The organism is Telmatospirillum sp. J64-1 (assembly GCF_006980715.1).
GTDB classification, from domain to species: domain Bacteria; phylum Pseudomonadota; class Alphaproteobacteria; order Rhodospirillales; family Magnetospirillaceae; genus Oleiliquidispirillum; species Oleiliquidispirillum nitrogeniifigens.
Genome location: NZ_SBHN01000028.1, coordinates 17,970 through 42,705, shown reverse-complemented (window position 1 = coordinate 42,705; position 24,736 = coordinate 17,970). Strand labels below are relative to the sequence as shown.

Genomic DNA, 24,736 nt, shown 5'->3' with positions numbered 1-24,736 from the left:
GCCTTTCGGCCCTTGGCGAGGGCGCGGGAGCAGCGCTCCCGCATGAACGGCATAAGGAATGAGGCATGAAACTCGGTCGGATCATTGCCGTCGTGGCGGCTCTTCTGGTGGTGGGGCTAGTGGCGCTGGCGGGCCGTGCCACCCTATGGAACGACGGCGGCCAGCATCAGGCGGCGGCGGTTCCCATCGGCGGCCCCTTCACCCTGGTGGACCATACCGGCAAGACGGTGACCGAGCAGGATTTCCGGGGCCGTCCCATGCTGATCTATTTCGGCTATGCCTATTGCCCCGATGCCTGCCCCACCAGCCTTGCCATCATGGCCCAGGCCCTGGACATGCTGGGACCGCAGGGCGAAGAGATCACCCCGGTCTTCATCACGGTGGACCCCGAGCGCGACACGGTCGAGACGGTGGCCGGCTATGTCCAGGCCTTCCACCCCCGCATGGTCGGCCTGACCGGCACCAACGAACAGGTGGAAGCGGCCAAGAAGGCCTGGCGGGTCTATTCCGCCAAGGCCAATGTGGAAAGCGCCACCGATTATCTGGTCGATCACAGCTCGATCATCTATCTCATGGGGCCTGACGGCAGCTTCGTGACTCATTTCAGCCATGGCACCACCCCCGAGGCCGTGGCCGAAGGCCTGCGCCGCTATCTCTCGGGCAAGATGATCTCTTGAACGGGCTGATCATCGCCGCGCCGTCCTCGGGCAGCGGCAAGACGATGGTGACCCTGGGCCTGCTGCGCCTGCTGGCCCGCAAGGGCTTGGCGGTGGCCTCGGCCAAGGTCGGGCCGGACTATATCGATCCCGGCTTCCACGCCGCCGCCTGCGGCGGTCCCTGCCGCAACCTGGACGGCTGGGCGATGCGCCCGGCCAGCCTGTCCGCCGCCCTGTCCGCCCTCGGCGCCGCCTCCGAGATCGTGCTGTGCGAAGGCGTCATGGGCCTGTTCGACGGCGCCAACGTCACCGAGGGTCCCAGCGGCTCGACCGCCGAAATCGCCGCCCTGAGCGGCTGGCCGGTGGTGCTGGTGGTCGATGTGCGCGGCCAATCGGCCAGCGCCGCCGCCGTGATCCGGGGCTTCGCGGACCTGATGCCCGAAGTGACGGTGGCGGGCGTCATCTTCAACCGCTGTGGCAGCGCCAACCATGTGGAGATGCTGACCCGCGCCTGCGCCCGCCATTGCCCCGGCATCCCGGTCCTGGGCTGCCTGCCGCGCCTGAACGGGCTGGAGACACCGTCGCGCCATCTGGGGCTGGTCCAGGCCCGCGAACATGCGGAACTGGCCGCCTTCCTCGACCAGGCCGCGGACCTGATGGCCGAGCATCTGGACATCCCCGCCCTGCTGTCCCTCGCCCGCCCGACGAAGCCGTCCGGCGGCCGGACGGAGGCGCCGATGCCGCCCCTGGGCCAGCGCATCGCCATCGCGCGGGACGACGCCTTTTCCTTCACCTATGCCGGATTGCTGGATTCCTGGCGGACCGAGGGGGCGGAACTCGCTTTCTTCTCTCCCCTTGCCGACGAGGCCCCGCCGGAAGATTGCGACGGCCTCTATCTGCCCGGCGGCTATCCCGAACTTCATGCCGGCAGGCTGGCCGCAGCCGACCGCTTCATGGGCGGCCTGCGCGCGGCGGCGGCGCGGGGGGCGGCGATCTTCGGGGAATGCGGCGGCTTCATGACGCTGGGAGAAAGCCTGACCGATGCCCAGGGCCAGCGCCACGCGATGGCCGGGCTGCTGCCGCTGGAAACCAGCTTCGCCGAACGCCGCCTGCATCTCGGCTATCGCCGGGCGGTGCTGCTGGCGGACAGTTTCCTGGGTCCGGCGGGCCGGGTCTATCGCGGCCACGAATTCCACTATGCCACCATCACCCGCCAAGACGGCCCCACCCTATTCCGCGCCAGCGATGCGGCGGGCCGGGACATGGGTCCTATGGGTTTGGCATCTGGCAAAGCAGCAGGATCCTTCCTACATGTCATAGATCATGAATAGGCATAATCGCCTAAGCAAAATGGGGAGAAAGCGTCCAATAACCCTTCAAAAATTATTTTTATTGCGAGAGGTATACCTCATGCGTAATAAAAATATAACGACAGAGGTAGTCTCTCTGACCTCCGGGGGATTGGATGCTCTATCACTTCCACGAAATGAACTATGCTGCCGTGGCGCCGCTGCGCCTGATGGCCGAAACGGCCCAGCATCTCTTCAGCCATCCTTGGCTGCCGATTTCCTACACAAATTTCGGCCGGGTCATGGCGGCGGGTGCCGAATTGGTCGAACGGACGACGCGGCGCTACAAGAAGCCCGATTTCGGCCTGACCCATACGACCGTCGGCGGGGAAAAGGTCGCCGTCCACGAAGAAGTGGTGCTGCGCAAGACCTTCTGCGACCTGCTGCATTTCAAGCGTGACACCGACCGCCAGGACCCCCGCGTCCTGATCGTCGCCCCCATGTCGGGCCATTGGGCGACGCTGCTGCGCGGCACGGTCGAAGGCATGATGAAGGACCACGACGTCTACATCACCGACTGGCAGGATGCCCGGGACATTCCGCTTCATGCCGGCGGCTTCGACCTGGACGATTACATCGACTACATCATCGACTTCCTGCACTTCCTGGGGCCGAACACCCATGTGCTGGGGGTCTGCCAGCCTTCGGTGCCGGTCCTGGCCGCCGTGTCGCTGATGTCCAGCCGCAAGGACCCGCTGGTCCCGTCCTCGATGATCCTGATGGGCGGCCCCATCGACACCCGCGTCAGCCCGACCAAGGTCAACGAACTGGCCACCGAACGCCCATTGAGCTGGTTCGAGCACAACGTCATCCAGACCGTGCCCTTCCAGTATGCGGGCCGCGGCCGACGGGTCTATCCGGGCTTCATCCAGCTTTCGGGCTTCATGTCGATGAATCTCGACCGTCATGTGACGGCCCATTGGAAGCTGTTCGAACACCTGATCGAAGGCGACGGCGACAGCGCCGAGGCCCATCGCAAATTCTACGACGAATATCTGTCGGTCCAGGATCTGTCGGCTGATTTCTACTTGCAAACCATCAAGACGGTGTTCCAGGATCACGCTCTGCCCTGCGGGACCATGACCCATCGCGGCGAGAAGGTGACGCCCAGCGCCATCACCCGCACCGCCTTGATGACCGTCGAGGGCGAAAAGGACGATATCACCGGGCCCGGCCAGACCATCGCGGCGCATAAGCTGTGTACCGGCCTGCCGGCCCATATGCATCGCGACCACTGCCAGCGGGGCGTCGGCCACTACGGCGTCTTCAACGGCCGGCGCTGGCGCGAGGAGATCCTGCCCAATGTCACGGACTTCATCCGCACCCACGACGCGGTTCTGGGAAGGGAAGTCGCTGCATGACCTGACCGAAGCGGAGTGGGAATCCCTCTGCGACGGCTGCGGGAAATGCTGTCTGCATAAGCTCGAGGACCAAGACACAGGCGAGGTTCACTACACGAACATCGCCTGCCGTCTCCTCGATACCGGCTCCTGCCGCTGCTCCAACTATCCGGGGCGCAAGCGGCTGGTGCCGGATTGCGTCAAGCTTACGCCCGACGACATCAAGACGCTGACATGGCTGCCCTCGACCTGCGCCTACAAGCTGGTGGACGAGGGCAAGCCCCTGCCCTGGTGGCACCCGCTGGAATCGGGCGACCCCAATACCGTCCACGCCGCCGGCATCTCGGTGCGCGGCCGCTGCGTCCCGGAAAAACGCGCCGGCGACTACGAAGACCACATCGTCACCTGGCCTTGGTGAGAGCGAGGGGGCAGTTCAAGCTGCTTCCTGGAACTCCCAATTCTCTTCCTTTTCCTGATAGGTGAAGGCTGGCGTCTCACCCTTTTTCAGGTCCGCAACCTTATAGACCATGTCCAGGTAGGATGGCGTTTCGCCCAAATGGTTGAGATAGATCACTCGCGCCAGGACATTCACCAGATCAGGAACTTCCTCGCTCTTTTCCCAACGGGCGACGGTTTGCGTATCCCGTCCGAGCAGATAGGCGAATTCCGCCTGGGTCTTATCCATATTACCACGCAGGAAGCGGAGTTCGCCGCCGCTGAGATGGGGCTTGCGGTGTATCAGGTCGGTGGCGATAGCCTGATGCAGCGCACGAGAGTTGGGAACGGATACGGCTTTCCCATAGCCGGTTTCGATTTCCCTATAGCCGTTCACCAGCCATACATTCTCCAGACCGCATTCGGTGTAGTGATACATTCCTGTGCTCCAATCACCTGGCGGTTTTTCCGCATTCATAGGCGGTGATGACCAAGATATTTTCCGAGGGAACAAAGACCACGACGACTTCATGGCATTCCCGAGGGACAAAACGCGTGATGGTGCATTTCTTACCGTTGGGCACCTTGATATCGTCAACCGGATCATCCTTGACATAGCCGTGGGTCAGGCAATTCAGGACTTGATCCTTGGTCAGCGGAAATTTTCCTTCCTGAGGATTTCTCTTCTTCGCATGTTCAGTAAAGAAGACCCTCGTCTCATCCTGCGCCAACTGCCGGATCTGCTTCGTCGCGGTATGACGGTCCACTCGAGCCTCCAGATTGGCGCAGCTCCAAACTATCAAAATGATAGACCCAGGGAACAGCCCCGTCAAGCTTAACCTATCAAAATGACAGGCATACTGGAACCTCTCTTGCCGCCGAAGGAGCGAAGCGGTATCACCATTTCATGAGCCTTGCCCAGAGAGAGCTTCACGAGATCGAACTCGACGGACAGGCGCTGCCGGTGCGGGTCCGCCGGTCGGCGCGGGCGGCGCGGCTGTCCCTGCGGGTGGGGCTGAAAGGCGACGAGCTGGTCCTGGTCCTGCCGCCCGGCGTGAAGCTGGAGCATGGCCTGCGCTTCTGCCGCCAGCAGCAGGACTGGATCCGCCGCCGCCTGTCTTCCCTGTCCCCCCAGGTCCCCTTCGCGCCGGGAGCCAGCCTGCCCCTGCTGGGGCAGGATCACGTCCTGCGCCATGCGCCCGAGGCGCGGCGCGGCGTCTGGGCCGAAGGCGGCGAGATCTTCGTCTCAGGTGGGATCGAGCATTTCCCCCGTCGGGTCGGCGACTGGCTGCGCCGCCAGGCCCGCACCGAGATCGTCGCCCGCGCCTATCCCATGGCCGCGGAGATCGGCAAGCGCATCGCCAGCCTGTCCTTGCGCGACACCACCTCGCGCTGGGGCAGCTGCACCGCGCGCGGCGACCTCGCCTTCTCGTGGCGGCTGGTGCTGGCGCCCGAAAAGGTGCTGACCTATGTCGTCGCCCACGAGGTCGCCCATCTGGCCGAGATGAACCATTCCCCCCGCTTCTGGTCGGTGGTCGACACCCTGTGCCCCCATGCCGTCGAATCCCGCGCCTGGCTGAAACGCCACGGCACCAGTCTCCACCGCTTCGGGTGACCCATGGCCCTGCATGACCGGCTGCCGCCGACTTCCCTGCCCGTGACCATCCTGCTGACGGGCCTCGTCGCCTTCGGGCCGATCTCGACCGACCTCTATCTGCCCTCGCTGCCCGACATGACGCGCGCCTTCGGCACCGACGTGTCCATGGTGCAGCTGACACTCAGCGTCTTCCTGATCGGCTTCGCCTTCGCGCAGCTGATCTACGGGCCGTTGTCGGACCGCTTCGGGCGGCGGCGGGTGGTGATCGGCGGCGTGCTGACTTATCTGGCGGCCAGCCTCTTCTGCCTGTTCGCCCCCAGTATCGAGATGCTGATCCTCGGCCGCTTCCTGCAAGCCGTCGGCGCCTGCTGCGGCCCCGTGGTGGGGCGTGCGGTGGTGCGCGACGTCTATCCGCGCGAGCAGGCGGCACGCATCATGTCCTACATGGCCTCGGCCATGGCGCTGGCACCGGCGGTGGCGCCGCTGCTCGGCGGCTGGCTGCACAGCCTGTTCGGCTGGCGTGCCAATTTCGTCGTCCTGGTCCTGTTCGGACTCCTGCTTCTGGTCGCCTGCCTGACCATGCTGGCCGAAACCAACCGTCACCAGGACCCGGCCGCCCTACGCCCGTCGCGCATCCTGGAAACCTACGGCCTGCTGCTGTCGGACCGGCATTTCCTCGGCTATGCCGCAGCCGTCGCCTTCAGCTTCTCGGCCCTCTTCTCCTTCATTTCCGGCTCGTCCTTCGTGCTGATCGACGTGCTGGGGCTGGAAGCGCGGCATTTCGGCTTCGCCTTCATGATCTGCGTCATCGGCTACATCATCGGCACCTTCACCGCCGGGCGGCTGACGATGCGGGTCGGGCTGGCCAACATGATCACCATCGGGGCTTGGCTGGGCGCGCTGGGCGGCGTGCTGCTGGCGGGCTTCGCCTGGATGGGAATCGAGACCCTGGCCGCCGTCGTCGGTCCCGTCGCCCTGGTCTTCCTGGCTGTGGGACTGGTCCTGCCCAATGCCTCGGCCGGGGCCATCGCGCCCTATGCCCGCATGGCCGGCAGCGCCTCGGCCATGCTCGGCTTCCTGCAGATGGGCATCGGCGCCGGGGCCGGTTTCCTGGTCGGGCTTCTCCATGACGGCAGCACCAAGCCCATGGCGACCGTCATCATGATCGCCACGCTGCTGAGCCTTGCCGCCGTGCTGGGGCTGGTGCGCCGCCGGACGGCGGCGGCGGAGTAAAAGTTTTCCGGGCTGCCGCCCAAACCCTTTTGGGGGTCTTGAGAAGCCGCCTTGGCGGCGTCTCGAAGAGCGAGGCGGGTCAAAATCCGCCTCTAGTAGCCCAGGCTCCTCGGCAGCCACAGGGCGATGGACGGGAAGATGGCGACCAGGACCAGGGCACTCAGCATGGCCAGGACCAGCCAGATCACCCAGCGCACCGTCTTCTCGATGGGCACACCGGCCACGGCGCAGGTGACCATCAGATTGACGGCCAAGGGCGGCGTGAACTGGCCGACCGCCAGATTCATGGTCATCACCACGCCGAACCATACCGGGTCCCACTGATAGGCGGTGACGAGGGGCATCAAGAGCGGCAGCAGGATCAGATAGATGCTGACGGCATCCAGGAACATGCCCGCGCCCATCAGCAACAAGTTGATCAGGATCAGCACCATCCATGGCGGCGCCTCCAGGGACACGATGCTCTGAGCCAGGACGTCGAAGGCGCCCAGCGTGCTGCCCGCCCAGGCGAAGATGCTGGCTAGGCCGATGATCAGCAGCACCACCGCCGACATCTCGGCGGCTTCCATGAAGACGTTGCCAAGGTCGCGCAGGGTCAGGCTGCGATGGATGAACAGCCCGACCAGCAGGCCATAGGTCACGGCGGCGACGGCGGCTTCGGTGGGGGTGAACAGACCGGCGCGCATGCCGCCCAGGATGATGACCGGCGCCAGCAGGCCCCAGATGGCTTCGCGCGCCGCCCGCAGGACGCCGATCTTCTCCTCGTCTTCCCGGCGGCCGCCGAAACCGTAACGGCGGGCGATGAAGACGATGGGCAGGATCAGCGCCAGTCCGGCCAGGATGCCGGGGAACAGGCCTGCAGCGAACAGGGCGGGCACCGTCGCCTGGGGCACCAGCACGCTATAGATGATGAAGGCCACGGAGGGCGGAATGAGGATCGCCGTCGCCCCGGCGGCGGCGATGATCGAGGCCGAGAAGGCGGGGGGATAGCCCGCCCGGGTCATGGCGGGCAGCATCACCGTGGCGACGGCGGCGGCATCGGCGGGGCCGGAGCCGGAAATGCCGCCCATCACCATCGCCACCAGCACCGCGACGACCCCGAGGCTGCCGCGCCAGCTTCCGATCAGGATGCTGACGAAGCGCACCAGCCGCGCCGCCACCCCGGCCCGCTCGAAGATGGTACCGGCCAGGATGAACAGCGGAATCGCCAGCAGCGGGTATTTGGCGATGCCGGTATACAGGCTGGTGGGAATGGCCATCTCGCCCAGATCCTGCATCAGGATCACGGCGGCTCCGGCCAGGCCCAGGGCCACGCCCAGCGGCGTGCCCAGCAGCATCAGCAGGGCGAACAGGCCCAGCAGGACGATGGCGGCGGTGGTCATGGCTTGCGCCTCCACAGCACCGACACCAGCACCCGCAGCAGGATCAGCCCGGCCAGGACCGGCAGGGCGATGGTGTAGATCCATTGCGGCAGGCCGAGGCTGGCGCTGGTCACTTCGAAACGGTAATCGTCCCAGGCCATCCGCACGCCGAGCCACAGGACCAGGGAGAACATCGCCAGCGTCGCCAGGACCGCCACCGCATCGGCGAGATGGCGGCCGAGAGGCGGCAGGCGGTCACGCAGCACGGTGATGGCGATATGGCGGCGGCGGACGAAAGGAACGACCGAGCCCAGCAATGCGAGAATCACCAGCAGCGCCACCGACACTTCCTCGGTCGCGGCGAAGGAATAATTGGTGAAGTAGCGCACTACCACATTGACGAGACTGATGGCACAGACGGCGGCCAGAATCAGGGCCGCCAAGGCCCGCTCCGGCTCCCAGCCGCCGCGCCCGACAGGATCGTGCTCGGACACTTTATCCCCCTGGAAGACAAAAAGGGCGCCGGCTCCCGATGAGTGCCGACGCCCGCACAGTCATTATCAGCGATTGGCGATGGAGTCTTGGGCCTTCTTCACCAGATCCTCGCCGATGGTCTTCGACCACTTGGCGAAGACCTCCTGCGTCGCCTTCTGGAAGGCTTCCTTCTCCTCGATGGAAAGCTGGGTCACGGTCACGCCCTGGGACGAGATCTGCTGCAGGGCGGCAGTGTCCTCGCCGGCGATGCCCTGGCGCGCCAGTTGGATCTGCTCGGCGGCGGCCTGTTCGGCGGCCTCGCGCACGGCCTGGCGGTCCTCTTCGCTCCAGCTGTCCCAGACGCGCTTGTTGACCACGAAGATCAGCGGGTCGGCAACATAATCCCACAGGGTCAGATAGTTCTGGCTGACCGTGTTCAGCTTGGCGGCAATGAAGATCGAGAGCGGGTTTTCCTGGCCGTCGACGGCCCCGGTCGCCATCGCGGGCTGGGCATCGGCCCAGCTCATCTGCACCGGATTGGCGCCTAGGGCCGTCATGGTGTCGATGAAGAGCGGGCTGCCGACCACGCGCACCTTCAGGCCCTTCAGGTCCTCGGGCGTGCGCACTTCGCGCTTGGAATTGGACAGCTGGCGGAAACCGTTCTCGCCCCAGGCCAGCGGCACCACGTCGCGCTGGGCCAGAATGTCGAACAGGTCCTTGCCGACCTCACCCTGGGTCAGCGCATCAATCGCCTTGTAATCGGGCATCAGGAAGGGAAGCGCGAACAGGTTCAGTTCGCGGACCTGGGGCGACCAATTGATGGTCGAACCGACCGCCATGTCGATCATGCCCTGGCGCAGGGCGGTGAATTCCTTGGTCTGGTCGCCGCCCACCAAGCTGGTGCCCGGATACATCTTCACATTGATGCGGCCTTCGGTCTTCTCGGCGATCAGGTCGGCCCAGCGCTGGCCGCCCTGCCCCCAGGGGAAGGCGTCGCCCAGGACGGTGGACAGCTTGTATTCCGACTTGTAATTGGCCGCCGAGGCCGGGCTGACGACAGACAGGGCGACGATGGCCGCTGCGGCCAGGCGCGCAACAATCTTAGCGCTCACGATGGTTTCACTCCCGTCGGGTGATGTTTTTCTCCCCGCAAGCGTAATCCGATTTCGTGACGCAGGTCAAACCGGTAGGACCGCTTTGGCAGCAGGCATACCCGCAGGCGCACGAAAAAGTGCGGGCCTGAAACGGATGACGGGAATGGGAAACGGTCTGCCGCGACCGGAGCGGGTGTCTCGCCCCGCACGGAAGGCGAGGGAGAAATGGTGCCCAAGATAGGATTTGAACCTACGACCTACTGATTACGAATCAGTTGCTCTACCCCTGAGCTACTTGGGCACGAGGAGAGCCGGAAGATAAGGACAAATTTCGCGGAATGCAAGGGCTTCTGAAAGCTTCCGCTTTGAGAAGGAACAGAGAAACCGGAAGAACCGCCTCTCCTGCGAAGACACCGGCGCCGACGGGAAATAAGGCTTTGCCTCCGCAGGGTTCAGCCCTGCACCCGTTGGAGCCTCAGGCTTCAGTCTCCTCCCCCCAATCATTCGTCATGCCCGCGAAAGCGGGCATCCATGCCGCCGCCATGTCTTCCGGAACGAACATGGACTCCCGCTTGCGCGGGAGTGACGGGATAAGAACGGAGATTTCAATGGAGGATGCTATCGTAAAGGTCCTGCCATCGGGGATTGGCCCGCTCGATCAATGCGACCTTCCAGGCTCTGCGCCATTTCTTGACCTGCTTCTCGCGAAGGATCGCCTCGGGCATCGTTTCATGAAATTCGGCATGAACGAGAGTGTGAACACCGTATTTGCTGGTAAAGCCATCGGCCACGCCTGATTTGTGCTCCCAAACACGGCGAATCAGGTCATTCGTCACCCCAACGTAAAGCGTCCCATTGGGTTTGCTGGCGAGGATATAGACGCAAGGGCGCTTCATGCCTTTTCCCTCACATCCCTTGTCGCCTTTGCAAAAGCACGACACTGTCCGAGGCAACTATTCCGGGCGGAATTCAAGAGCAAAACACTACCATAGATCGTCGTCCCCGCGAAAGCGGGGGCCCATCTTGGAGCTTACGAAGATGTAAACCGCTGGCTGTGGTTTCCGCAGCTTCATGGATTCCCACTTACGCGGGAATGACGGTCAGGCGTATACAACCCGACCTTGCGCAAAAGCCTGAGTGGCGAGGAAGGCGCCCTAAGACGCCGCCTTGACCTCCGGGCTGGGTGTCGTGGTAGCCGGCAGGGCGTTGGCGCGGCTGGCGGGTTGGCTCCAGGAGATGGAATCCAGGGCGTTGCATTTGGGGCAGGTGGCTGCCCAGCGTTGGGTGGCGGTACCGCAGGAATGGCACAGCCAGACCGGGTCCGGCGGTTCCGCCGCGGCCAATTCCAGCCATTTCTGGGCGGCCGCCTTGTCGCCCTTCTCCTGTTCCTCGAGCTTGGCCAGCAAGCGATGGGCCCGCCGCGAGGGCCGGTTCTCGATGGCTTTCATCAGATGGTTGCGCGCCTGCCCCCACAGCTTGGCCGACAGCGCGACCTCGCCTACCACCAGATGGCTTTCCGGGTCGTCGGGACGTTGGCGGCAGAGTGTCTCGGCATGGCGCACCCGCTGCAACTCGTCCTCGCCGGCGAACAGCGCCAGATAGGCGCTGGCGAGATCGGGATGGGGAGAGCGGCTCCAGGCTTCCTCGATGGCACGGGCGGCCTTGGCCTGCTTGCCCGCCGCTTTCAGCGCTTCAGCCAGGGTCAGCACCGCCGGAACCGAGGAGGCATCGGCATTCTGGGCCTGGCGCGCCAGCTTCACGGCCCGGCCCGTATCCTTGTCCAGCAGCATCTGGCGGGCGCGTTCCTGCAGGAGGATGGAGCGCATGTGCCGTCCCTGCGTCTCGTCGATCTCGCCCGCGCGGATGGCGGCGTTCAGCCCGACCTCCGCATCCCGCCAGTTCCCCGCCCCGGCTTCCAGCTCGAACAGGGTCTTGGCCAGCCAGCCGGCCTCGGGATTCATGGCATGGGCGCGGCGGGCGTAATCCAGTGCCGCCGTACGGTCGCCTTCCTTCAAGGAGATCTCCAGCAGGCCGCGCAATCCGAGGAAACGGCTGTCGGGATCGTCCACCATTTCGGTGTAGTGACGCTTCGCCGCTTCGCGGTCCCCGGCGATTTCCGCAGCCTGGGCGGACAGCAGGCGGGTGATCGAGGCATCCTTCAGCAAGTCGTCGGCCCGGCGCGCCATGCGGCGGGCCTGATGGGAATCCCCCGCCGCCACCGCCGCCATACCGCTGGTCAGGGCGACGATGCCCTTGCGATAGCGGCTTTCCCTGCGGGCGCGGCGCAAATCGCGCGGCAGGTGCAGGAGGATGCCGAGGAATTTCAGCACCAGCCACACCACGCCCAGCAGCAGCGCCAGGGCCAGCAGCAGGACCGGCACGGTAGTTTCGATCTGCCAGCCCAGCCAGCGCACCGAAACCTGCCCCGGACGCTCGGCCATCCACACGGAGACGACCACCAAGACGGCGACGACCAGGACATAGAGGATGAGACGGATCATGGCGCCCTACCCCGCCGCGCCGCTGCGCGCGACGGCGCGCGTGGTCAGTTCGGAGATGCCGCGTTCGGCGGCCACCCGGGCTTCGGCATCGGCGATCCAGGGCTGGGCGGTTTCCGCCGCCGCGCCCTGCAGGGTGCGAAGTTCCTCCACCGCAGCGGCCAGATTGCCCGCCTGGACATGGGTCTCGGCCCGCGCCACCACCGAGGCCGGGCCGGTGCCGCCGCCTCCGCCGTCGATGCGGCGCACGGAGACCAGCGCCCCCATGCGGTCGACCGTCCGGTCCCACCAGGAATCGCCGCCGCCGACGGTGCCGGCCTGCACGATGCGCCCCGCCAGATCCTGGAAGCGCTGCTGAAGCTGCGCGCGGGTCGGGATGCCGCGATCGGCAAAAGTGGCGAAGCCGCCCACCGCCTGGTTCAGAGCCTGTTCGTCGGTGCTGAGCGCGCGGATGGTTTCCATCTCGCCGCGGAAGGGCGCGCCCCGGTCCACCGCCTCGCGCAGCTGGCCGACGGCCAGCAGCATCGCATGGGCGGCCTCGCGCCGCTCTCCGGCCTGACGGGCGGCCTGCTCGACCTCGTCCATCCGGTGGGCGAGGCGCAGCACCGTTGCGGCATCGGCGGAATTGCGCTCGACGGCCCCGATCTGCTGCTGGGCCTGGGCAAGCTGTTCCCGCGTCTGGTTCAGCTGGTTCCGCAAATCCTCATTGGCCTGCTGCAACTGGGTCACCGCCTGGGGATCGACGGCGGGCGCCTGCTGCTGGGCCGTTTCCAGGCGCGACAGGCGTTCCTGCAATTCCTGGATCTGCGGGCCATTGGCGGGCGCCTGGGGCGCGGCCGGTTCACGCTGGGCCAGATCCTCGACCGTGCCGCCCAGGGCATTGACCCGGCTGGCGAGCTGGTTGAGTTCTTTGCGCAGGGCTTCCGTCTCGGCCTGCTGTCCCGCCGGAGCCCCACCGCCCAGGGCCGCGATGGCCTGATCGCGCCACATGGGCAGGGTCAGCGCGGCAGCCGCGAGCAGCAACACGACCGCCGCCGCGACGATCAGCGCGCCGGTCAGGGCCGAAGCGCCCTTCTTCTCGGATGCCGTTCCATTGCCGGAACGGGCGGGCGGTACCTCTTCCCTTTCCCTGCCCTCGTTTTCCCTGCCCGCATCGCTTACCGCGGCGGAGGCAAAGGGAGAGGCGGCCTTCGTCTTGTCCTCCTCCGTCCTGGCGGCGGCGGTGAAATCGAAGGTCCTGGCGGTTTCCGGGGTGGGTTCCGGCGTCGCTTCCGGCTCGGGCGTCACGGTCAGGGCCGGCGCATCCGTCGGTTCCGGAGCTTCCGTCCCCTTGCCGTCCGTCTCCGGGGATTCGGACTGGGGAGTGCCGCTCGGCGCCGGTGTCTCGCCGGCAGCCACGGTTTCGGAAGGCGGCAGCAGCTCGGGCTGCGAGGGAGTGGTGGGAGAAGGCGTCTCGGAAGGGGAAGCTGTCTCGGGCCCTGTTCCCTGGGAATTGGGCTTGTCCGTTCCGCCGCCCTTCTTGTCCTTTTTATTCGTCATGCTCTCCCTCGACTTCCGACGGGCCTAGTCGCTCTGGCATTCCTCGTCCAGTGCCGCCAGCAAGGATCGCTGATCCGGCTTTGCCGCCACGCGCAGGCTGCGCCATGGCAGCGCCTCCAGTTCCCGGGCGACGGCTGCGCTCAAACATATCGCCGCGATCGATCGGCAGGCATCCTGCAATTCGACCTGAACGACCAAAGTAACAAAGGTGGCTGCCGTGCGGGGAGAAAAAAAGAGTGCCAGATCAACCCTTTCTTCCCGCAGGGCGGAAACCGCCTCGGCAGAGAGATGGGAAGCCTTGCGGGCTTCGTACAGCTTCACCCGCCGCAAATGGTAACCCGAACGGGCCAGGTCCTGCCCCAAATCGCCGGCCACGTCCGTCCCGGCGGCATGAAGCAGGGTCCCCGAGGCCGGATCCAGCCGCCGCCGCACCAGGGCGGCCAGGCTGTGGACGTCGCCGCCCGCGCTTTCGACCGACAGGAAACCGTGCTCGCGGGCGCAGCGCGCCGTGGCGTCGCCAACGGCGAGAAGGGGAAGGTCACGGCGCGCGGTGGCCGCCGCCAGGCTGCGCACGCCATTGGCGCTGGACGCCAGCAGCGCCTGCACGCCGTCGAGATCGATCGTGACGCCGGGAAACGGCACGATCTCGAGCAAGGGCTCGATCTGGACATCGATGCCGCGCGCACGCAACTCCTGCGCCACGCCCTCGGCATCGGCTTTCGGACGGGTGACCAGCGCACGCATGGGAAAGCCTCAGGCCGTCTTGAAGTCGAAGAATCCCGGCTCCAGCCGCAACAGCACATCCCGCGCCGCCCGCTCGCCGATGGCCTCGGCCTCGCGCGCCGCCCCCCGATCCTCGATGCGGTGGCAGACCTGGCCGTCCGGGCTGACCACGAGGCCCCGGAAGGACAAGCCGCCCTGCCCGTCCAGTTCCGCCAGACCGGCGATGGGCGTGCGGCAGGAGCCGTCGAGCACCCGCAGGAAGGCGCGTTCGGCGGTGATGCGATACCGCGTTTCCTCATGCTCCAGCGGGGTCACGAGGTCGATGGCCCATTGGTCGTCGCAGCGGCAGGTGATACCGATGGCGCCCTGGGCCACCGCCGGCAGCATATAGCTGCTGTCCAGCGGGGCGGTCGCCACCTCGCTCATCTCCAGCCGGTTCAGGCCCGCCATGGCCAGCAGGGTAGCATCGGCCACGCCTTCGCGCAATTTGCGCAGGCGGGTCTGCACATTGCCGCGGAAGCCCACCACCTCAAGATCCGGACGGCGGTTGAGGATCTGCGCAGCGCGGCGCAGGCTCGACGTGCCGACGCGCGAACCCGGCGGCAATTCGTCCAGGCTTTGGGCGCGATAGCTGATGAAGGCGTCTCGCACATCCTCGCGCGGCAGCACGCAGGCCAGCACCTGGTCATAGGGCAGCGCCGTGGCCACATCCTTCATGGAATGGACGGCAATGTCGATACGGCCGTCGGCCAGCGCCTCGTCCAGTTCCTTGGTGAACAACCCCTTGCCGCCGATCTCGGCCAGCGGCCGGTCCTGGACGATATCGCCGGTGGTCTTCAGCGCCACGATCTCGATGGCGCCCTCCTGGCGAAGCGCGGGATGGACCGCCATCAGGCGGTCGCGGGTTTCGTGGGCTTGAGCCAGGGCCAGCGGACTACCCCTGGTGCCGATGCGTAAAGCTCTGGAAGTCATGATAGGCTTGTTGTAGTTGCTGACCAGCCGCAAGGGAAGCGGCAATCTGCTGGCGGAAGGTCAATGCGCATTCTCGGTATCGAAACAAGCTGCGATGAAACAGCCGCCGCCGTGGTGGATGGCGAAGGCAAGATCCTGTCCAACGTGGTGCTGTCGCAACTGGACGAGCACCGCCTTTATGGCGGCGTGGTGCCGGAAATCGCCGCGCGCTCCCATCTCGACCATATCGACCGCCTGGTCGCCGAGGCCATGCGCGAGGCCGGGCTGGGCTTTTCCGAGCTGGACGCGGTGGCGGCCACCGGCGGGCCGGGTCTGATCGGCGGGGTGATCGTCGGCGTGATGACCGGCAAGGCCATCGCTTTGGTCCATGACAAGCCCTTCCTGGCCGTCAACCACCTGGAAGGCCATGCCCTGACGGCCCGGCTGACCCATCAACTGGCCTTTCCCTATCTGCTGCTGCTGGTCTCGGGCGGACATTGCCAATTGCTGCTGGTCGAAGGCGTGGGGCGCTACCGCCGCCTGGGCGCGACCATCGACGACGCAGCGGGCGAAGCCTTCGACAAGGTGGCGAAGATGCTGGATCTGGGCTATCCCGGCGGCCCCGCCGTGGAACGCGCCGCCCGCGACGGCCGTCCCCAGGCCTTCACGCTGCCCCGCCCCATGAAGGGGCGCCCGGGCTGCGACTTCTCCTTCTCCGGGCTCAAGACCGCCGTGCGCCAGGCCCTCGACGGCCTGGGCCGCGAGGCCACGCCCCAGGACAAGGCCGATATCGCCCTTGCCTTCCAGGAAGCCGTGGCCGATTCCATCGCCAACCGCAGCCGCAACGCCATGCGCATGGCCCGCGATTTGCGCCCCGAGACCTGCAAGCTGGTGGTCGCCGGCGGCGTCGCCGCCAATTCCTTCCTGCGTGCCCGCCTCGGCGAGACGGCGGCGAAGAACGGCTTCGAGCTGATCGCCCCGCCGCTGAATCTCTGCACCGACAATGCCGCCATGATCGCCTGGGCGGGGCTGGAACGCTTCCGCCTGGGCCAGCGCGACTCGCTGGACTTCGCCCCCCGCCCCCGCTGGCCGCTGGACCCCGAGGCGGCGAAACTGCGCGGTGCCGGGGTGAAGGCGTAGAGAACTAGGGTCAGGACCCATTGATGTGAGCGCTTCCGAGGGCTGACTATCGGTAAGCGTTCAACGCTCAGCGGTCGACTCTGTGTGATCAAACGAGCGGCTGCTTTGAGCGCCCTCCCGACCATCGCCTCATGCTCTCGGATTCGGTCCGGGGCCCTTCCATAGGCCATGGAAAGCCGCTTTCTTCGTGTCGATAGAGCTCGGTTGCAGCAGAAGTGACGCTGTCTGGAACCGTGATTAAGTGTCAGAAACGCTCAAAGGTGCGGCCCATATGCCCAACCTGGAAGAACAGCCGTTGCAAGGGAACCGGGCTGGTCACCGCACGCTAATGCCATTGAGGAGCAGGTCCACCAGATGCGCAATGCGCGACTCCGGTGAGCGGTCCTTTTCGACCGCGATGGATATTGCGATCACCACACAGATTATATCGTCAAAGCTGGTGTCCCCACGAATAACCCCGGCTTCCTTCGCGCGGCGAAGCAGTCGGTGCCCTTCCTCGGTGATCGCATTACAGCCAGGCGTGCCGCACTCAATGACGGTTCCTAGAGACGCGGCAAGGTTTTGATAGATGCTCGTGTTCAGTGCGAGCTCTTCAAGATACTTGCGTAGCGCGTTGCCGGGATCATGGTCTGCATCTCGCCCACGGCTCGACTCGGCGACCGACAGAAACCGCTCGTTGCTGGTGGCCGCCAGAAGTGCCTCGCGCGTCGGGAACCGGCGATAGAGGGTCCCTATGCCGACCTTCGCTCGCTTCGCCACCTCCTCGAGTGACACACCTGCCCCTCGCTCCAGAAATAATTCCTCTGCCGCAGCGAGAATGCGTTGGCGGTTCCGCTCTGCGTCGGCACGTAGGCCTGCCTTGATCAACTTTTTTCTTCCTGAGCTTGCTAAGTGGAGGATACTTCCGTATTAGAAGTGGAGCAATCCTCCATTTATCTGAAAGGTCAAAGGCATGACGAAGCGATTTGAGGACAAAGTCGTGGTGATTACCGGTGGTAGCGACGGCATAGGCTTAGCATCGGCGAAGCTCTTCGCAGAGGAGGGCGGCCACGTGTACATCACAGGGCGGCGACAGGCATTGCTCGATCAAGCTGTTGCACAGATCGGCCATGGGGCGGTCGGCGTACAGGGGGATGTCACGAACCTCAGTGACCTCACTAAGCTTTACGAGCGCATTGAGCGTGACCACGGAAAAGTTGATGTCGTGTTCGCCAATGCCGGCATGCACGAGGCCGTTCCGCTCGAAGCGATCGACGAAGCCCATTTCGATTCAATATTCGGCCTCAACGTGAAAGCTATGGTCTTCACCGTGCAGAAAGCGCTGCCGCTGATGACAGAGGGGAGCGTGATCGTCCTCAATGGCTCGATTGCGGGTTCCAAGGCGTTTCCAGCCCAGTCGCTCTACAATGCCAGCAAGGCAGCGGTTCGCTCCTTTGCGCGGAGCTGGACTAACGATCTAAAAGAACGGGGCATCCGTGTGAACGTCGTCTCGCCAGGTGGCACCGAAACACGTCTGATCCGGAGCTTCTTCGACAAAACACCGGGAGCTGAAGAAGAGGTAATCAAGGGGGTTCCGCTCGGGCGCCTGGGGCGCCTCGAAGATGTCGCGCGTGCCGTGCTTTTCCTGGCGTCGAACGAAAGCAGCTTCGTCGCGGGCCATGAGCTCTTCGTGGATGGCGGTGTCGCGGCGGTCTGACCCTGAACAGAAATGGTAGATGCGGTGGGCGCAGTCGATGACTGAAGAGACTGTGAGGGAAATCGATCGGGACAAGGATCGACGAGATCGCGCAGGATCCCACCGACATCGCCCGCGCTGTAAGATTCACCATTGGCCAGCCCGATCATGTCGACATCGGTGACATCCTAGGATCAGGTCTCATAACCAGTAGCTGACGGTTGCGGCGATGCAGAGGGCAGCCATGAAGTTCGTGGCCAGCCTGTCGTATCTTGTGGCGATGCGCCGAAAATCCTTGAGACGGCAGAACATGCGCTCAATGGCGTTGCGGCTGCGGTAGAGGACGGACGAGAAGCCGTTCTTCCAGCGCCGATTTACCTTGGGCGGGATGTTCGGCGCTGCGCCCTTGCTCTCGATCTTGCGGCGAACGTCATTGCTGTCATAGCCCTTGTCACCATGCAGGATAGATGCCTGCGGCATGGCATCGAGCAGAGTGTCTGCGGCCGTACAATCGGCGACTTGGCCACCGGTCAGCAGGAAGGCGATGGGACGGCAGAAGGGATCCGTCAGGGCGTGGATCTTCGTGGTGCGACCGCCACGCGAGCGACCAATCGCCTGCGTCCGCTCCCCCTTTTTCCGCCAGCGGCGTAGCGATGGGCCTTGACAGCCGAAGAGTCGACCATGACCTCCGCCGGAGGTCCGCCCGCCGCCGCCAAGGCATGGAAGATGTTCTGCCAGATGCCTTTGTCGGCCCAGCGGACGAAGCGATTATAGAGCGTCTTGCGCGGCCCATAGGCTGGCGGGGTATCCACCCAGCGGCACCCTGATTTCAGGACATGGATGATCCCACTGATGACCCGCCGGTCATCCACCCGTGCCTTGCCGCGCGTATCTGTCGGAAGATACGGTTGAAGCCGCGCAAACTGCTCGTCCGTCAGCCAAAAAAGGCGATCGTTCATTCATAGGCTCCCTTCGGAAACCTTGATCATGACACGGCTGCCCCGCCAAGAGATTTTATAGGTCCTGACCCTAAAGACGGGACGCTGCCCCGCGCCCCGCCAGGGGGCTCGCCTCCTGGACCTCCAATAGTTTTTCGTCATTCCCGCGAAAGCGGGAATCCACGGGGCTGCAGCAGCGGTATTCAGCGGCCTGCACTTCCGCAAGCCCCACATGGCCCCCGCTTTCGCGGGGGTGACGGAATGAAGAGAAAGCCCGCTTGAATGAAGACGGGCCAGACCCTCGAAACCGGCTTCTTGGTGTCTTGGTGGCTTTCAGCGGCATGAAGAAACCACCAAGATACAAAGACACCTAGGCTTTTACAGCCTTCTCCTTGCCCTTCCCTGCCCCACATTGCATAAAGCGCCGGAAGTTCAGTCAGAGAGGCAGGGCATGGAACGCATTGGCGTCATCGGCGCGGGAGCCTGGGGCACGGCATTGGCGGCAAGCGCGGCGCGCGCGGGACGGCAGGTGGTGCTGTGGGCGCGCGAGCAGGCGGTGGCCGACAGCATCAATGCCGACCACCGCAATCCCCATTATCTGCCCGACCAACACTTGCCGGAAAATCTGGTGGCGACCTGCGATGCCGCCCGCGCGCTCGATGCCGATGCCGTGCTGCTGGTAGTGCCCTCGCAATTCCTGCGCGGCATCTGCGATACCTTCCGCCCGCTGTGGCGCGGCGGCCTGCCCGCCGTCATCTGCGCCAAGGGAATCGAGCAGCAGACCCATCTGCTGATGAGCGAAGCCGTGGCCGAGGCCCTGCCCCAGGCGCCGCTGGCGATTCTGTCCGGCCCCACCTTCGCCGCCGAGGTCGCCCGCGACCTGCCCTCGGCCGTCACCCTCGCCTGCGCCGATCTCGACCTCGGCGGGCGCCTGGTCGAGGCGCTAGGCACCACCACCTTCCGCCCTTACCTGTCGGACGATGTGATCGGCGCCCAGATGGGGGGGGCGGTGAAGAACGTCCTGGCGATCGCCAGCGGCATCGTCGAAGGGCGCGGCCTCGGCGACAATGCCCGCGCCGCCTTGGTCACGCGCGGCTTGGCCGAAATCACCCGGCTGGCCGTCGCCAAGGGGGCGCGGCCGGAAACGCTGATGGGATTGTCGGGCCTGGGCGACCTGATCCTGACCGCCAATTCCCAGCAATCGCGGAATTACTCCCTCGGCTACCAGCTCGGCCAGGGGCGCAGCCTGGACGACATCCTGAACGAGCGCCGCTCGGTCACCGAAGGCGTCTATACCGCCTCTTCCGTGCTGGGGCTGGCGGCCAGGCTGGGCGTCGAGATGCCGATCTGCGCCGCCGTGAATGCCGTGCTGCACCAGGGCGCCGACCTGGGCGAAACCATCGCCGCCCTGCTGTCCCGGCCCTTCAAGCAGGAATGCTGATGGGGTAAGCTCCTCCCCTCTGCATCTTTCGGGAGGATCATCCTTTGTTCATCATCTATTGCGTCGACAAGCCCGGCCACGGCCATGTCCGCGCTGCCAACCGCGACGCCCATCTCGCCTATATGCGCACCGCCGGCAAGACCCTCGTCATCGGCGGCCCGATGCTGAGCGACGACGGCAGCCAGATGCTGGGCTCAATGCTGGTGCTCGACCTGCCCGACCGCGCCGCCGTCGAGGCCTTCCTGGCCGAAGACCCCTATGCCAAGGCGGACCTGTTCGAGAGCGTGGTGATCCGCCGCTACCGCAAGGTCTTCCCGGAAGCCTGAAGATGGCCTTCTGGCTGCTCAAATCCGAGCCGGAAAGCTGGTCCTGGACGGACCAGCTTTCCAAGGGAACCGAGCCCTGGAACGGCGTGCGTAATCATCAGGCCGCCGCCAATATGCGGGCCATGCGCCTGGGCGACCGGGCCTTCTTCTATCATTCGGGCAAGGAACGCCGGATTCTGGGCATCGTCGAGGTGGTGCGCGAATACCATCCCGATCCCAGCGACGAAAGCGGACGCTTCGGCATGGTCGAGGTCAAGGCCGTCGCGCCCCTGCCCCGGCCGGTCGACCTGGCCGAGATCAAGGCGGAGCCGCGCCTGTCCCATCTCGCCCTGCTGCGCCAGTCGCGCCTGTCGGTCCAGCCGGTGGACGAGGCGGCCTGGGCACTGATCCTGGAGATGGGCGGGGTGACGGCATGAACGAGGCCCTGTGCCGCCTGGAGGAACTGGCCGATCCCGGCTCGGCCTCCTTCACCGTCGAGCAGGACGGCACCCGCCTGTCGATCATGGTGGTGCGCCAGGACGACGAAGTCTTCGGCTATGTCAATTCCTGCCCCCATGTCGGCGTGATGCTGGACTTCGAGCCCGGCCGCTTCCTCGACAGCGAGCGCCGCTTCATCCTCTGCTCCAGCCATGGGGCCTTGTTTCGCATCCGGGACGGTTTCTGCGTCTCCGGCCCTTGCGCCGGGAAATCCCTGACGCCCTATCCCCTATCCCTTAAGGACGGGTTCGTCCTACCTGGAAGGGGGTGACTTCCGGCCTAAGACTTTCGCAACATTACCGAAATAAAGATCAAAAGGTTCAATTCATGCGTGGTTATCCTTGTGCGGAGCCGGGATATTGAACATAATCCCACCGCATTAAGCCCCTCAGGGGAGAAACACCGGGATAGCCAGCCAATAAAACGGTTTGCCGGTGCAAACCAAGAAAGGGAGACATCCGTGACCATGTCTGAAACCAATGTCTTTCCGGTTCCCACAGAAGTCGCCAAATCCGCCCTGATCGACGAGCAAAAATACTTCGAGATGTATGAGCGCTCCGTCAAGGACCCCGAGGGGTTCTGGGGGGAGCACGGGAAGCGGATCGATTGGATCAAGCCTTATTCCAAAGTCAAGGATGTCTCCTATACGGGCGATGTCCACATCAAGTGGTTCGAGGACGGCACGCTGAACGTCGCCGCCAACTGCCTGGACCGCCATCTCGCCACGCGCGGTGATCAGGTCGCCATCATCTGGGAAGGGGACAGCCCGGACGAGTCGGCCAAGATCACCTATCGCGACCTGCATGAGCGCGTCTGCCGCCTCGCCAATGCCCTGGCCGATATGGGCGTCAAGAAGGGCGACCGCGTCAGCATCTATCTGCCGATGATTCCCGAAGCGGCCGTGTCCATGCTGGCCTGCGCCCGCCTCGGCGCCATCCATTCCGTCGTCTTCGGCGGCTTCTCGCCCGACGCCCTGGCCGACCGCATCCTCGACAGCGACTGCAAGGTCGTCATCACCGCCGATGAAGGCCTGCGCGGCGGCCGCAAGGTTCCGCTGAAGGCCAATGCCGACAAGGCGCTGGAACGCTGCCCCAATGTCGGGAAAGTCGTCGTGGTCAAGCGCACCGGCGGCGACATCGCCATGCAGGACGGCCGCGATGTCTGGTACCATGACGTCTGCGCCGCCGCCTCGCCGCAGCACGAACCGGTGGAAGTGGGCGCCGAAGACCCGCTCTTCACCCTCTATACCTCGGGTTCGACCGGCAAGCCCAAGGGCGTGCTGCACACATCGGGCGGCTATCTGGTCTATGCCTCGATGACCCACCAATACGTCTTCGACTACAAGGACGGCGACGTCTATTGGTGCACCGCCGACGTGGGCTGGGTCACCGGCCACAGCTACATCGTCTATGGCCCGCTGGCCAATGGCGCCACCACGCTGATGTTCGAGGGCGTGCCGAACTATCCCGACAGCTCGCGCTTCTGGCAGGTCATCGACAAATACGGCGTCACCATCTTCTACACCGCGCCGACCGCCATCCGCTCGCTGATGCGCGAAGGCGAAGGCCCGGTCAAGAAGGCCAGCCGCAAGTCGCTGCGCCTGCTGGGCTCGGTCGGCGAGCCGATCAACCCCGAAGCCTGGCTGTGGTACTACAACGTGGTCGGCGAAGGCCGCTGCCCCATCGTCGACACCTGGTGGCAGACCGAAACCGGCGGCATCCTGATCTCCCCGCTGCCCGGCGCGACGCCGCTCAAGCCCGGCTCGGCCACCCGTCCCTTCTTCGGTGTGCAACCGGTCATCGTCGATGCCGAAGGCAACATCCTGGAAGGCGCGACCGAGGGCAATCTCTGCATCGCCGATTCCTGGCCGGGCCAGATGCGCACCATCTACGGCGACCACGAACGCTTCGTGCAGACCTATTTCTCGACCTACAAGGGCTATTACTTCACCGGCGACGGCTGCCGCCGCGATGAAGACGGCTATTACTGGATCACCGGCCGCGTCGACGACGTGATCAACGTCTCGGGCCACCGCATGGGCACCGCCGAGGTGGAAAGCGCCCTGGTCGCCCATCCCAAGGTGGCCGAAGCCGCCGTCGTCGGCTATCCGCACGACCTCAAGGGCCAGGGCATCTATGCCTATGTCACCCTGGTCGCCGGCGAGGAACCGAGCGAGGAGCTGCGTAAGGAACTGGTGGCCTGGGTCCGCAAGGAAATCGGCCCCATCGCCTCGCCCGACCTGATCCAGTGGTCGCCCGGCCTGCCCAAGACCCGCTCGGGCAAGATCATGCGCCGCATCCTGCGCAAGATCGCCGCCAATGAATACGAGTCCCTGGGCGACACTTCGACCCTGGCCGATCCGACCGTGGTCGAGGATCTCATCGACAACCGCATGAACCGCGGCTAAGCGGTCGAGAGCGGTAAAACTGGACGGCGGGGGCGAAAGCTCCCGCCGTTTTTTCATTCAAAAACCAACAAGCAGGACGCTGCCCCATAGGCAGCTATGAGTAAAAACCATTCCTTGAAAAATAAAGAAGTCTTCATGGGCTCCGCCCAAACCCGCTGGGGCCTTGAGCCCCAGACCCCGGAACTTTGAAGACTGAAATACCTTCGGGCCGCCTCGACCTTCGAGACGCCGCTTTGCGGCTCCTCAGGGTAAGGTTAATTCTTTATTTTATATCAAGAAGATAAACCTCATGCTGAGGAGGGCCGACAGGCCCGTCTCGAAGCATGAATAAGCGCTCCAGCCTCTTGGGATCAAAGGGGCCGAGCCCCTTTGCGGGTTTGGGCGGAGCCCAAGCAAACCTAAACCGCTTCCGCCTCCAGCAGGTCACAGAGCATGTGACCCAGCAGGATATGCATTTCCTGGATGCGGGCGGTGACGGTCGAGGGAACGACGATCAGCGGCTCGGCCAGCCCCACCATCTTGCCGCCGTCGCGGCCCGACAAGCCAGCCGCGATGCCGCCCATTTCCTTGGCCGCCTCGAGGGCGCGCAGGACGTTCGGGCTGTTGCCCGAGGTGGAAATGCCGATCACGACATCGCCCGGGCGGCACAAGGCCTCCACCTGGCGGGCGAAGACTTCGTCGAAAGAGAAGTCGTTGGCCGCAGCCGTCAGCAACGAGGTGTCGGTGGTCAGGGCGATGGAGGGCAAGGCCTTGCGGTTGCGGGTGTAGCGCACGACCAGTTCGGTCGCCAGATGCTGGGCATCGGCGGCGCTGCCGCCATTGCCGCAGAACAGGATCTTCCCGCCACCGGCCAAGGCCTCCCGGCAAGCCTTCACCAGCTGACCGAAGGGCCCGCGCACCGCTTCCCGGGTGGCTTGCAGCGTCAGGGCATGCTGCTCGAATTCATCGTCGAAAAACTTGTCCACGTCCGCCGCTTTCCTGCTGCTCCGACTCCGCACAGCGCTAGCCCAGAGCGCGCGCCATTGCAATGGAAAAGCATTGTCTCTCCCTCCCCGCCACGCTATCACCTCACTGTTTCCAGC

Annotated in this window: 26 protein-coding genes and 1 tRNA gene; 13 read left to right on the top strand and 14 right to left on the bottom strand. The window is 64.9% G+C overall.

What is annotated here, in order from left to right; genetic code table 11:
- Nucleotides 1–65 precede the first annotated feature (65 nt).
- The 4 genes from EPD66_RS21190 to EPD66_RS21175 all read left to right on the top strand — a co-directional run bounded on the left by EPD66_RS21190 (nt 66) and on the right by EPD66_RS21175 (nt 3,763).
- Nucleotides 66–677: an SCO family protein gene (locus EPD66_RS21190; RefSeq protein WP_142850544.1), complete on the top strand. Its 612-nt coding sequence runs from the start codon at nt 66–68 to the stop codon at nt 675–677.
- Nucleotides 674–1,987: a cobyrinate a,c-diamide synthase gene (locus tag EPD66_RS21185; protein WP_255448605.1), complete on the top strand. Its 1,314-nt coding sequence runs from the start codon at nt 674–676 to the stop codon at nt 1,985–1,987. The genes EPD66_RS21190 and EPD66_RS21185 overlap by 4 nt, the downstream gene beginning before the upstream one ends.
- A gap of 134 nt (nt 1,988–2,121) precedes the next feature.
- On the top strand, nt 2,122–3,366 hold the full coding sequence (locus EPD66_RS21180; RefSeq protein ID WP_142850542.1) for a polyhydroxyalkanoate depolymerase: 1,245 nt from the start codon (nt 2,122–2,124) through the stop codon (nt 3,364–3,366).
- Nucleotides 3,308–3,763 carry a YcgN family cysteine cluster protein gene (locus EPD66_RS21175; protein WP_142850540.1) on the top strand — a complete coding sequence of 152 codons (456 nt, stop codon included), beginning with the start codon at nt 3,308–3,310 and terminating at the stop codon, nt 3,761–3,763. The genes EPD66_RS21180 and EPD66_RS21175 overlap by 59 nt, the downstream gene beginning before the upstream one ends.
- A gap of 15 nt (nt 3,764–3,778) precedes the next feature.
- Here EPD66_RS21175 and EPD66_RS21170 read toward each other — a convergent pair whose 3' ends face one another.
- Together EPD66_RS21170 and EPD66_RS21165 are read right to left on the bottom strand one after the other, a co-directional pair.
- Nucleotides 3,779–4,219: a DNA-binding transcriptional regulator gene (locus EPD66_RS21170; protein ID WP_142850539.1), complete on the bottom strand. Its 441-nt coding sequence runs from the start codon at nt 4,217–4,219 to the stop codon at nt 3,779–3,781.
- A gap of 13 nt (nt 4,220–4,232) precedes the next feature.
- A complete protein-coding gene (locus EPD66_RS21165) occupies nt 4,233–4,547 on the bottom strand; it encodes a DUF4258 domain-containing protein (RefSeq protein WP_142850538.1) in 315 nt (104 codons plus the stop codon).
- Nucleotides 4,548–4,687: 140 nt separating this feature from the next.
- Here EPD66_RS21165 and EPD66_RS21160 point away from each other — a divergent pair, with 140 nt between their 5' ends.
- Both EPD66_RS21160 and EPD66_RS21155 read left to right on the top strand, forming a co-directional pair.
- Nucleotides 4,688–5,395: a M48 family metallopeptidase gene (locus tag EPD66_RS21160; RefSeq protein ID WP_142850537.1), complete on the top strand. Its 708-nt coding sequence runs from the start codon at nt 4,688–4,690 to the stop codon at nt 5,393–5,395.
- Nucleotides 5,396–5,398: 3 nt separating this feature from the next.
- On the top strand, nt 5,399–6,610 hold the full coding sequence (locus EPD66_RS21155; protein WP_142850536.1) for a multidrug effflux MFS transporter: 1,212 nt from the start codon (nt 5,399–5,401) through the stop codon (nt 6,608–6,610).
- Between the two features lie 92 nt (nt 6,611–6,702).
- Here the strand turns inward: EPD66_RS21155 and EPD66_RS21150 are convergent, their stop codons facing one another.
- The 9 genes from EPD66_RS21150 to hemC form a co-directional block, all read right to left on the bottom strand.
- Nucleotides 6,703–7,992 carry a TRAP transporter large permease gene (locus tag EPD66_RS21150; RefSeq protein ID WP_142850535.1) on the bottom strand — a complete coding sequence of 430 codons (1,290 nt, stop codon included), beginning with the start codon at nt 7,990–7,992 and terminating at the stop codon, nt 6,703–6,705.
- On the bottom strand, nt 7,989–8,465 hold the full coding sequence (locus tag EPD66_RS21145) for a TRAP transporter small permease (protein WP_142850533.1): 477 nt from the start codon (nt 8,463–8,465) through the stop codon (nt 7,989–7,991). The genes EPD66_RS21150 and EPD66_RS21145 overlap by 4 nt, the downstream gene beginning before the upstream one ends.
- A gap of 66 nt (nt 8,466–8,531) precedes the next feature.
- Nucleotides 8,532–9,557 (bottom strand): DctP family TRAP transporter solute-binding subunit, encoded by a 1,026-nt coding sequence (locus EPD66_RS21140; protein WP_142850532.1) that lies wholly within the window; start codon nt 9,555–9,557, stop codon nt 8,532–8,534.
- A gap of 208 nt (nt 9,558–9,765) precedes the next feature.
- Nucleotides 9,766–9,840: transfer RNA gene (locus tag EPD66_RS21135), tRNA-Thr, on the bottom strand.
- 304 nt (nt 9,841–10,144) lie between these two features.
- On the bottom strand, nt 10,145–10,435 hold the full coding sequence (locus tag EPD66_RS21130; protein ID WP_142850531.1) for a GIY-YIG nuclease family protein: 291 nt from the start codon (nt 10,433–10,435) through the stop codon (nt 10,145–10,147).
- A 258-nt stretch (nt 10,436–10,693) separates the two neighbouring features.
- On the bottom strand, nt 10,694–12,040 hold the full coding sequence (locus tag EPD66_RS21125) for a heme biosynthesis protein HemY (protein ID WP_142850529.1): 1,347 nt from the start codon (nt 12,038–12,040) through the stop codon (nt 10,694–10,696).
- Nucleotides 12,041–12,046: 6 nt separating this feature from the next.
- Nucleotides 12,047–13,576, bottom strand: a complete 1,530-nt coding sequence (locus EPD66_RS21120) for a COG4223 family protein (RefSeq protein ID WP_142850528.1) — start codon at nt 13,574–13,576, stop codon at nt 12,047–12,049.
- Between the two features lie 24 nt (nt 13,577–13,600).
- Nucleotides 13,601–14,320 carry a uroporphyrinogen-III synthase gene (locus EPD66_RS21115; RefSeq protein ID WP_142850527.1) on the bottom strand — a complete coding sequence of 240 codons (720 nt, stop codon included), beginning with the start codon at nt 14,318–14,320 and terminating at the stop codon, nt 13,601–13,603.
- 9 nt (nt 14,321–14,329) lie between these two features.
- The gene (hemC, locus tag EPD66_RS21110; protein ID WP_142850525.1) at nt 14,330–15,271 is read right to left on the bottom strand and encodes a hydroxymethylbilane synthase; all 942 of its coding nucleotides are present in this window, start codon (nt 15,269–15,271) and stop codon (nt 14,330–14,332) included.
- A 63-nt stretch (nt 15,272–15,334) separates the two neighbouring features.
- On the opposite strand from hemC, the gene tsaD reads away from it, so the two are divergent.
- On the top strand, nt 15,335–16,390 hold the full coding sequence (gene tsaD, locus EPD66_RS21105; RefSeq protein WP_142850524.1) for a tRNA (adenosine(37)-N6)-threonylcarbamoyltransferase complex transferase subunit TsaD: 1,056 nt from the start codon (nt 15,335–15,337) through the stop codon (nt 16,388–16,390).
- Nucleotides 16,391–16,705: 315 nt separating this feature from the next.
- On the opposite strand, the gene EPD66_RS21100 is transcribed toward tsaD, so the two are convergent.
- Nucleotides 16,706–17,257 (bottom strand): TetR/AcrR family transcriptional regulator, encoded by a 552-nt coding sequence (locus EPD66_RS21100; protein ID WP_142850523.1) that lies wholly within the window; start codon nt 17,255–17,257, stop codon nt 16,706–16,708.
- Between the two features lie 85 nt (nt 17,258–17,342).
- Between EPD66_RS21100 and EPD66_RS21095 the strand changes: the two genes are divergently transcribed.
- On the top strand, nt 17,343–18,086 hold the full coding sequence (locus tag EPD66_RS21095) for an SDR family NAD(P)-dependent oxidoreductase (RefSeq protein WP_142850521.1): 744 nt from the start codon (nt 17,343–17,345) through the stop codon (nt 18,084–18,086).
- A 180-nt stretch (nt 18,087–18,266) separates the two neighbouring features.
- Here the strand turns inward: EPD66_RS21095 and EPD66_RS21090 are convergent.
- Nucleotides 18,267–19,024, bottom strand: a protein-coding gene (locus EPD66_RS21090) for an IS5 family transposase (protein WP_142850520.1) whose coding sequence is annotated in 2 segments (ribosomal slippage) — nt 18,267–18,697 and nt 18,697–19,024 — 759 coding nt in all. Because the reading frame shifts where the segments join, the coding sequence is not laid out codon by codon here.
- A gap of 430 nt (nt 19,025–19,454) precedes the next feature.
- Here EPD66_RS21090 and EPD66_RS21085 point away from each other — a divergent pair.
- From EPD66_RS21085 to acs, 5 genes are all read left to right on the top strand, one after another.
- A complete protein-coding gene (locus EPD66_RS21085) occupies nt 19,455–20,444 on the top strand; it encodes an NAD(P)H-dependent glycerol-3-phosphate dehydrogenase (RefSeq protein ID WP_142850519.1) in 990 nt (329 codons plus the stop codon).
- A 44-nt stretch (nt 20,445–20,488) separates the two neighbouring features.
- Nucleotides 20,489–20,770 carry a YciI family protein gene (locus EPD66_RS21080; RefSeq protein ID WP_142850518.1) on the top strand — a complete coding sequence of 94 codons (282 nt, stop codon included), beginning with the start codon at nt 20,489–20,491 and terminating at the stop codon, nt 20,768–20,770.
- A 2-nt stretch (nt 20,771–20,772) separates the two neighbouring features.
- Nucleotides 20,773–21,186: an EVE domain-containing protein gene (locus EPD66_RS21075; RefSeq protein WP_142850517.1), complete on the top strand. Its 414-nt coding sequence runs from the start codon at nt 20,773–20,775 to the stop codon at nt 21,184–21,186.
- A complete protein-coding gene (locus tag EPD66_RS21070) occupies nt 21,183–21,518 on the top strand; it encodes a Rieske (2Fe-2S) protein (protein WP_142850516.1) in 336 nt (111 codons plus the stop codon). The genes EPD66_RS21075 and EPD66_RS21070 overlap by 4 nt, the downstream gene beginning before the upstream one ends.
- A 195-nt stretch (nt 21,519–21,713) precedes the next feature.
- Entirely contained in the window at nt 21,714–23,654 is a 1,941-nt protein-coding gene (gene acs / locus EPD66_RS21065; protein WP_142850586.1) for an acetate--CoA ligase, read from the top strand.
- Between the two features lie 398 nt (nt 23,655–24,052).
- On the opposite strand, the gene EPD66_RS21060 is transcribed toward acs, so the two are convergent.
- Nucleotides 24,053–24,619: a D-sedoheptulose 7-phosphate isomerase gene (locus EPD66_RS21060; protein WP_255448604.1), complete on the bottom strand. Its 567-nt coding sequence runs from the start codon at nt 24,617–24,619 to the stop codon at nt 24,053–24,055.
- Nucleotides 24,620–24,736 lie beyond the last annotated feature (117 nt).

Excerpts from the sequence above, each read along its gene's own strand:
- EPD66_RS21070 (WP_142850516.1), top strand. The coding sequence starts at position 21,183 with ATGAACGAGGCCCTGTGCCGCCTGGAGGAACTGGCCGATCCCGGCTCG.
- EPD66_RS21115 (WP_142850527.1), bottom strand. The coding sequence starts at position 14,320 with ATGCGTGCGCTGGTCACCCGTCCGAAAGCCGATGCCGAGGGCGTGGCG.
- EPD66_RS21120 (WP_142850528.1), bottom strand. The coding sequence starts at position 13,576 with ATGACGAATAAAAAGGACAAGAAGGGCGGCGGAACGGACAAGCCCAAT.
- EPD66_RS21075 (WP_142850517.1), top strand. The coding sequence starts at position 20,773 with ATGGCCTTCTGGCTGCTCAAATCCGAGCCGGAAAGCTGGTCCTGGACG.
- EPD66_RS21085 (WP_142850519.1), top strand. The coding sequence starts at position 19,455 with ATGGAACGCATTGGCGTCATCGGCGCGGGAGCCTGGGGCACGGCATTG.
- hemC (WP_142850525.1), bottom strand. The coding sequence starts at position 15,271 with ATGACTTCCAGAGCTTTACGCATCGGCACCAGGGGTAGTCCGCTGGCC.
- EPD66_RS21130 (WP_142850531.1), bottom strand. The coding sequence starts at position 10,435 with ATGAAGCGCCCTTGCGTCTATATCCTCGCCAGCAAACCCAATGGGACG.
- EPD66_RS21190 (WP_142850544.1), top strand. The coding sequence starts at position 66 with ATGAAACTCGGTCGGATCATTGCCGTCGTGGCGGCTCTTCTGGTGGTG.
- EPD66_RS21160 (WP_142850537.1), top strand. The coding sequence starts at position 4,688 with ATGAGCCTTGCCCAGAGAGAGCTTCACGAGATCGAACTCGACGGACAG.
- tsaD (WP_142850524.1), top strand. The coding sequence starts at position 15,335 with ATGCGCATTCTCGGTATCGAAACAAGCTGCGATGAAACAGCCGCCGCC.
- acs (WP_142850586.1), top strand. The coding sequence starts at position 21,714 with ATGTCTGAAACCAATGTCTTTCCGGTTCCCACAGAAGTCGCCAAATCC.
- EPD66_RS21155 (WP_142850536.1), top strand. The coding sequence starts at position 5,399 with ATGGCCCTGCATGACCGGCTGCCGCCGACTTCCCTGCCCGTGACCATC.
- EPD66_RS21125 (WP_142850529.1), bottom strand. The coding sequence starts at position 12,040 with ATGATCCGTCTCATCCTCTATGTCCTGGTCGTCGCCGTCTTGGTGGTC.
- EPD66_RS21170 (WP_142850539.1), bottom strand. The coding sequence starts at position 4,219 with ATGTATCACTACACCGAATGCGGTCTGGAGAATGTATGGCTGGTGAAC.
- EPD66_RS21175 (WP_142850540.1), top strand. The coding sequence starts at position 3,308 with ATGTCACGGACTTCATCCGCACCCACGACGCGGTTCTGGGAAGGGAAG.
- EPD66_RS21150 (WP_142850535.1), bottom strand. The coding sequence starts at position 7,992 with ATGACCACCGCCGCCATCGTCCTGCTGGGCCTGTTCGCCCTGCTGATG.
- EPD66_RS21095 (WP_142850521.1), top strand. The coding sequence starts at position 17,343 with ATGACGAAGCGATTTGAGGACAAAGTCGTGGTGATTACCGGTGGTAGC.
- EPD66_RS21180 (WP_142850542.1), top strand. The coding sequence starts at position 2,122 with ATGCTCTATCACTTCCACGAAATGAACTATGCTGCCGTGGCGCCGCTG.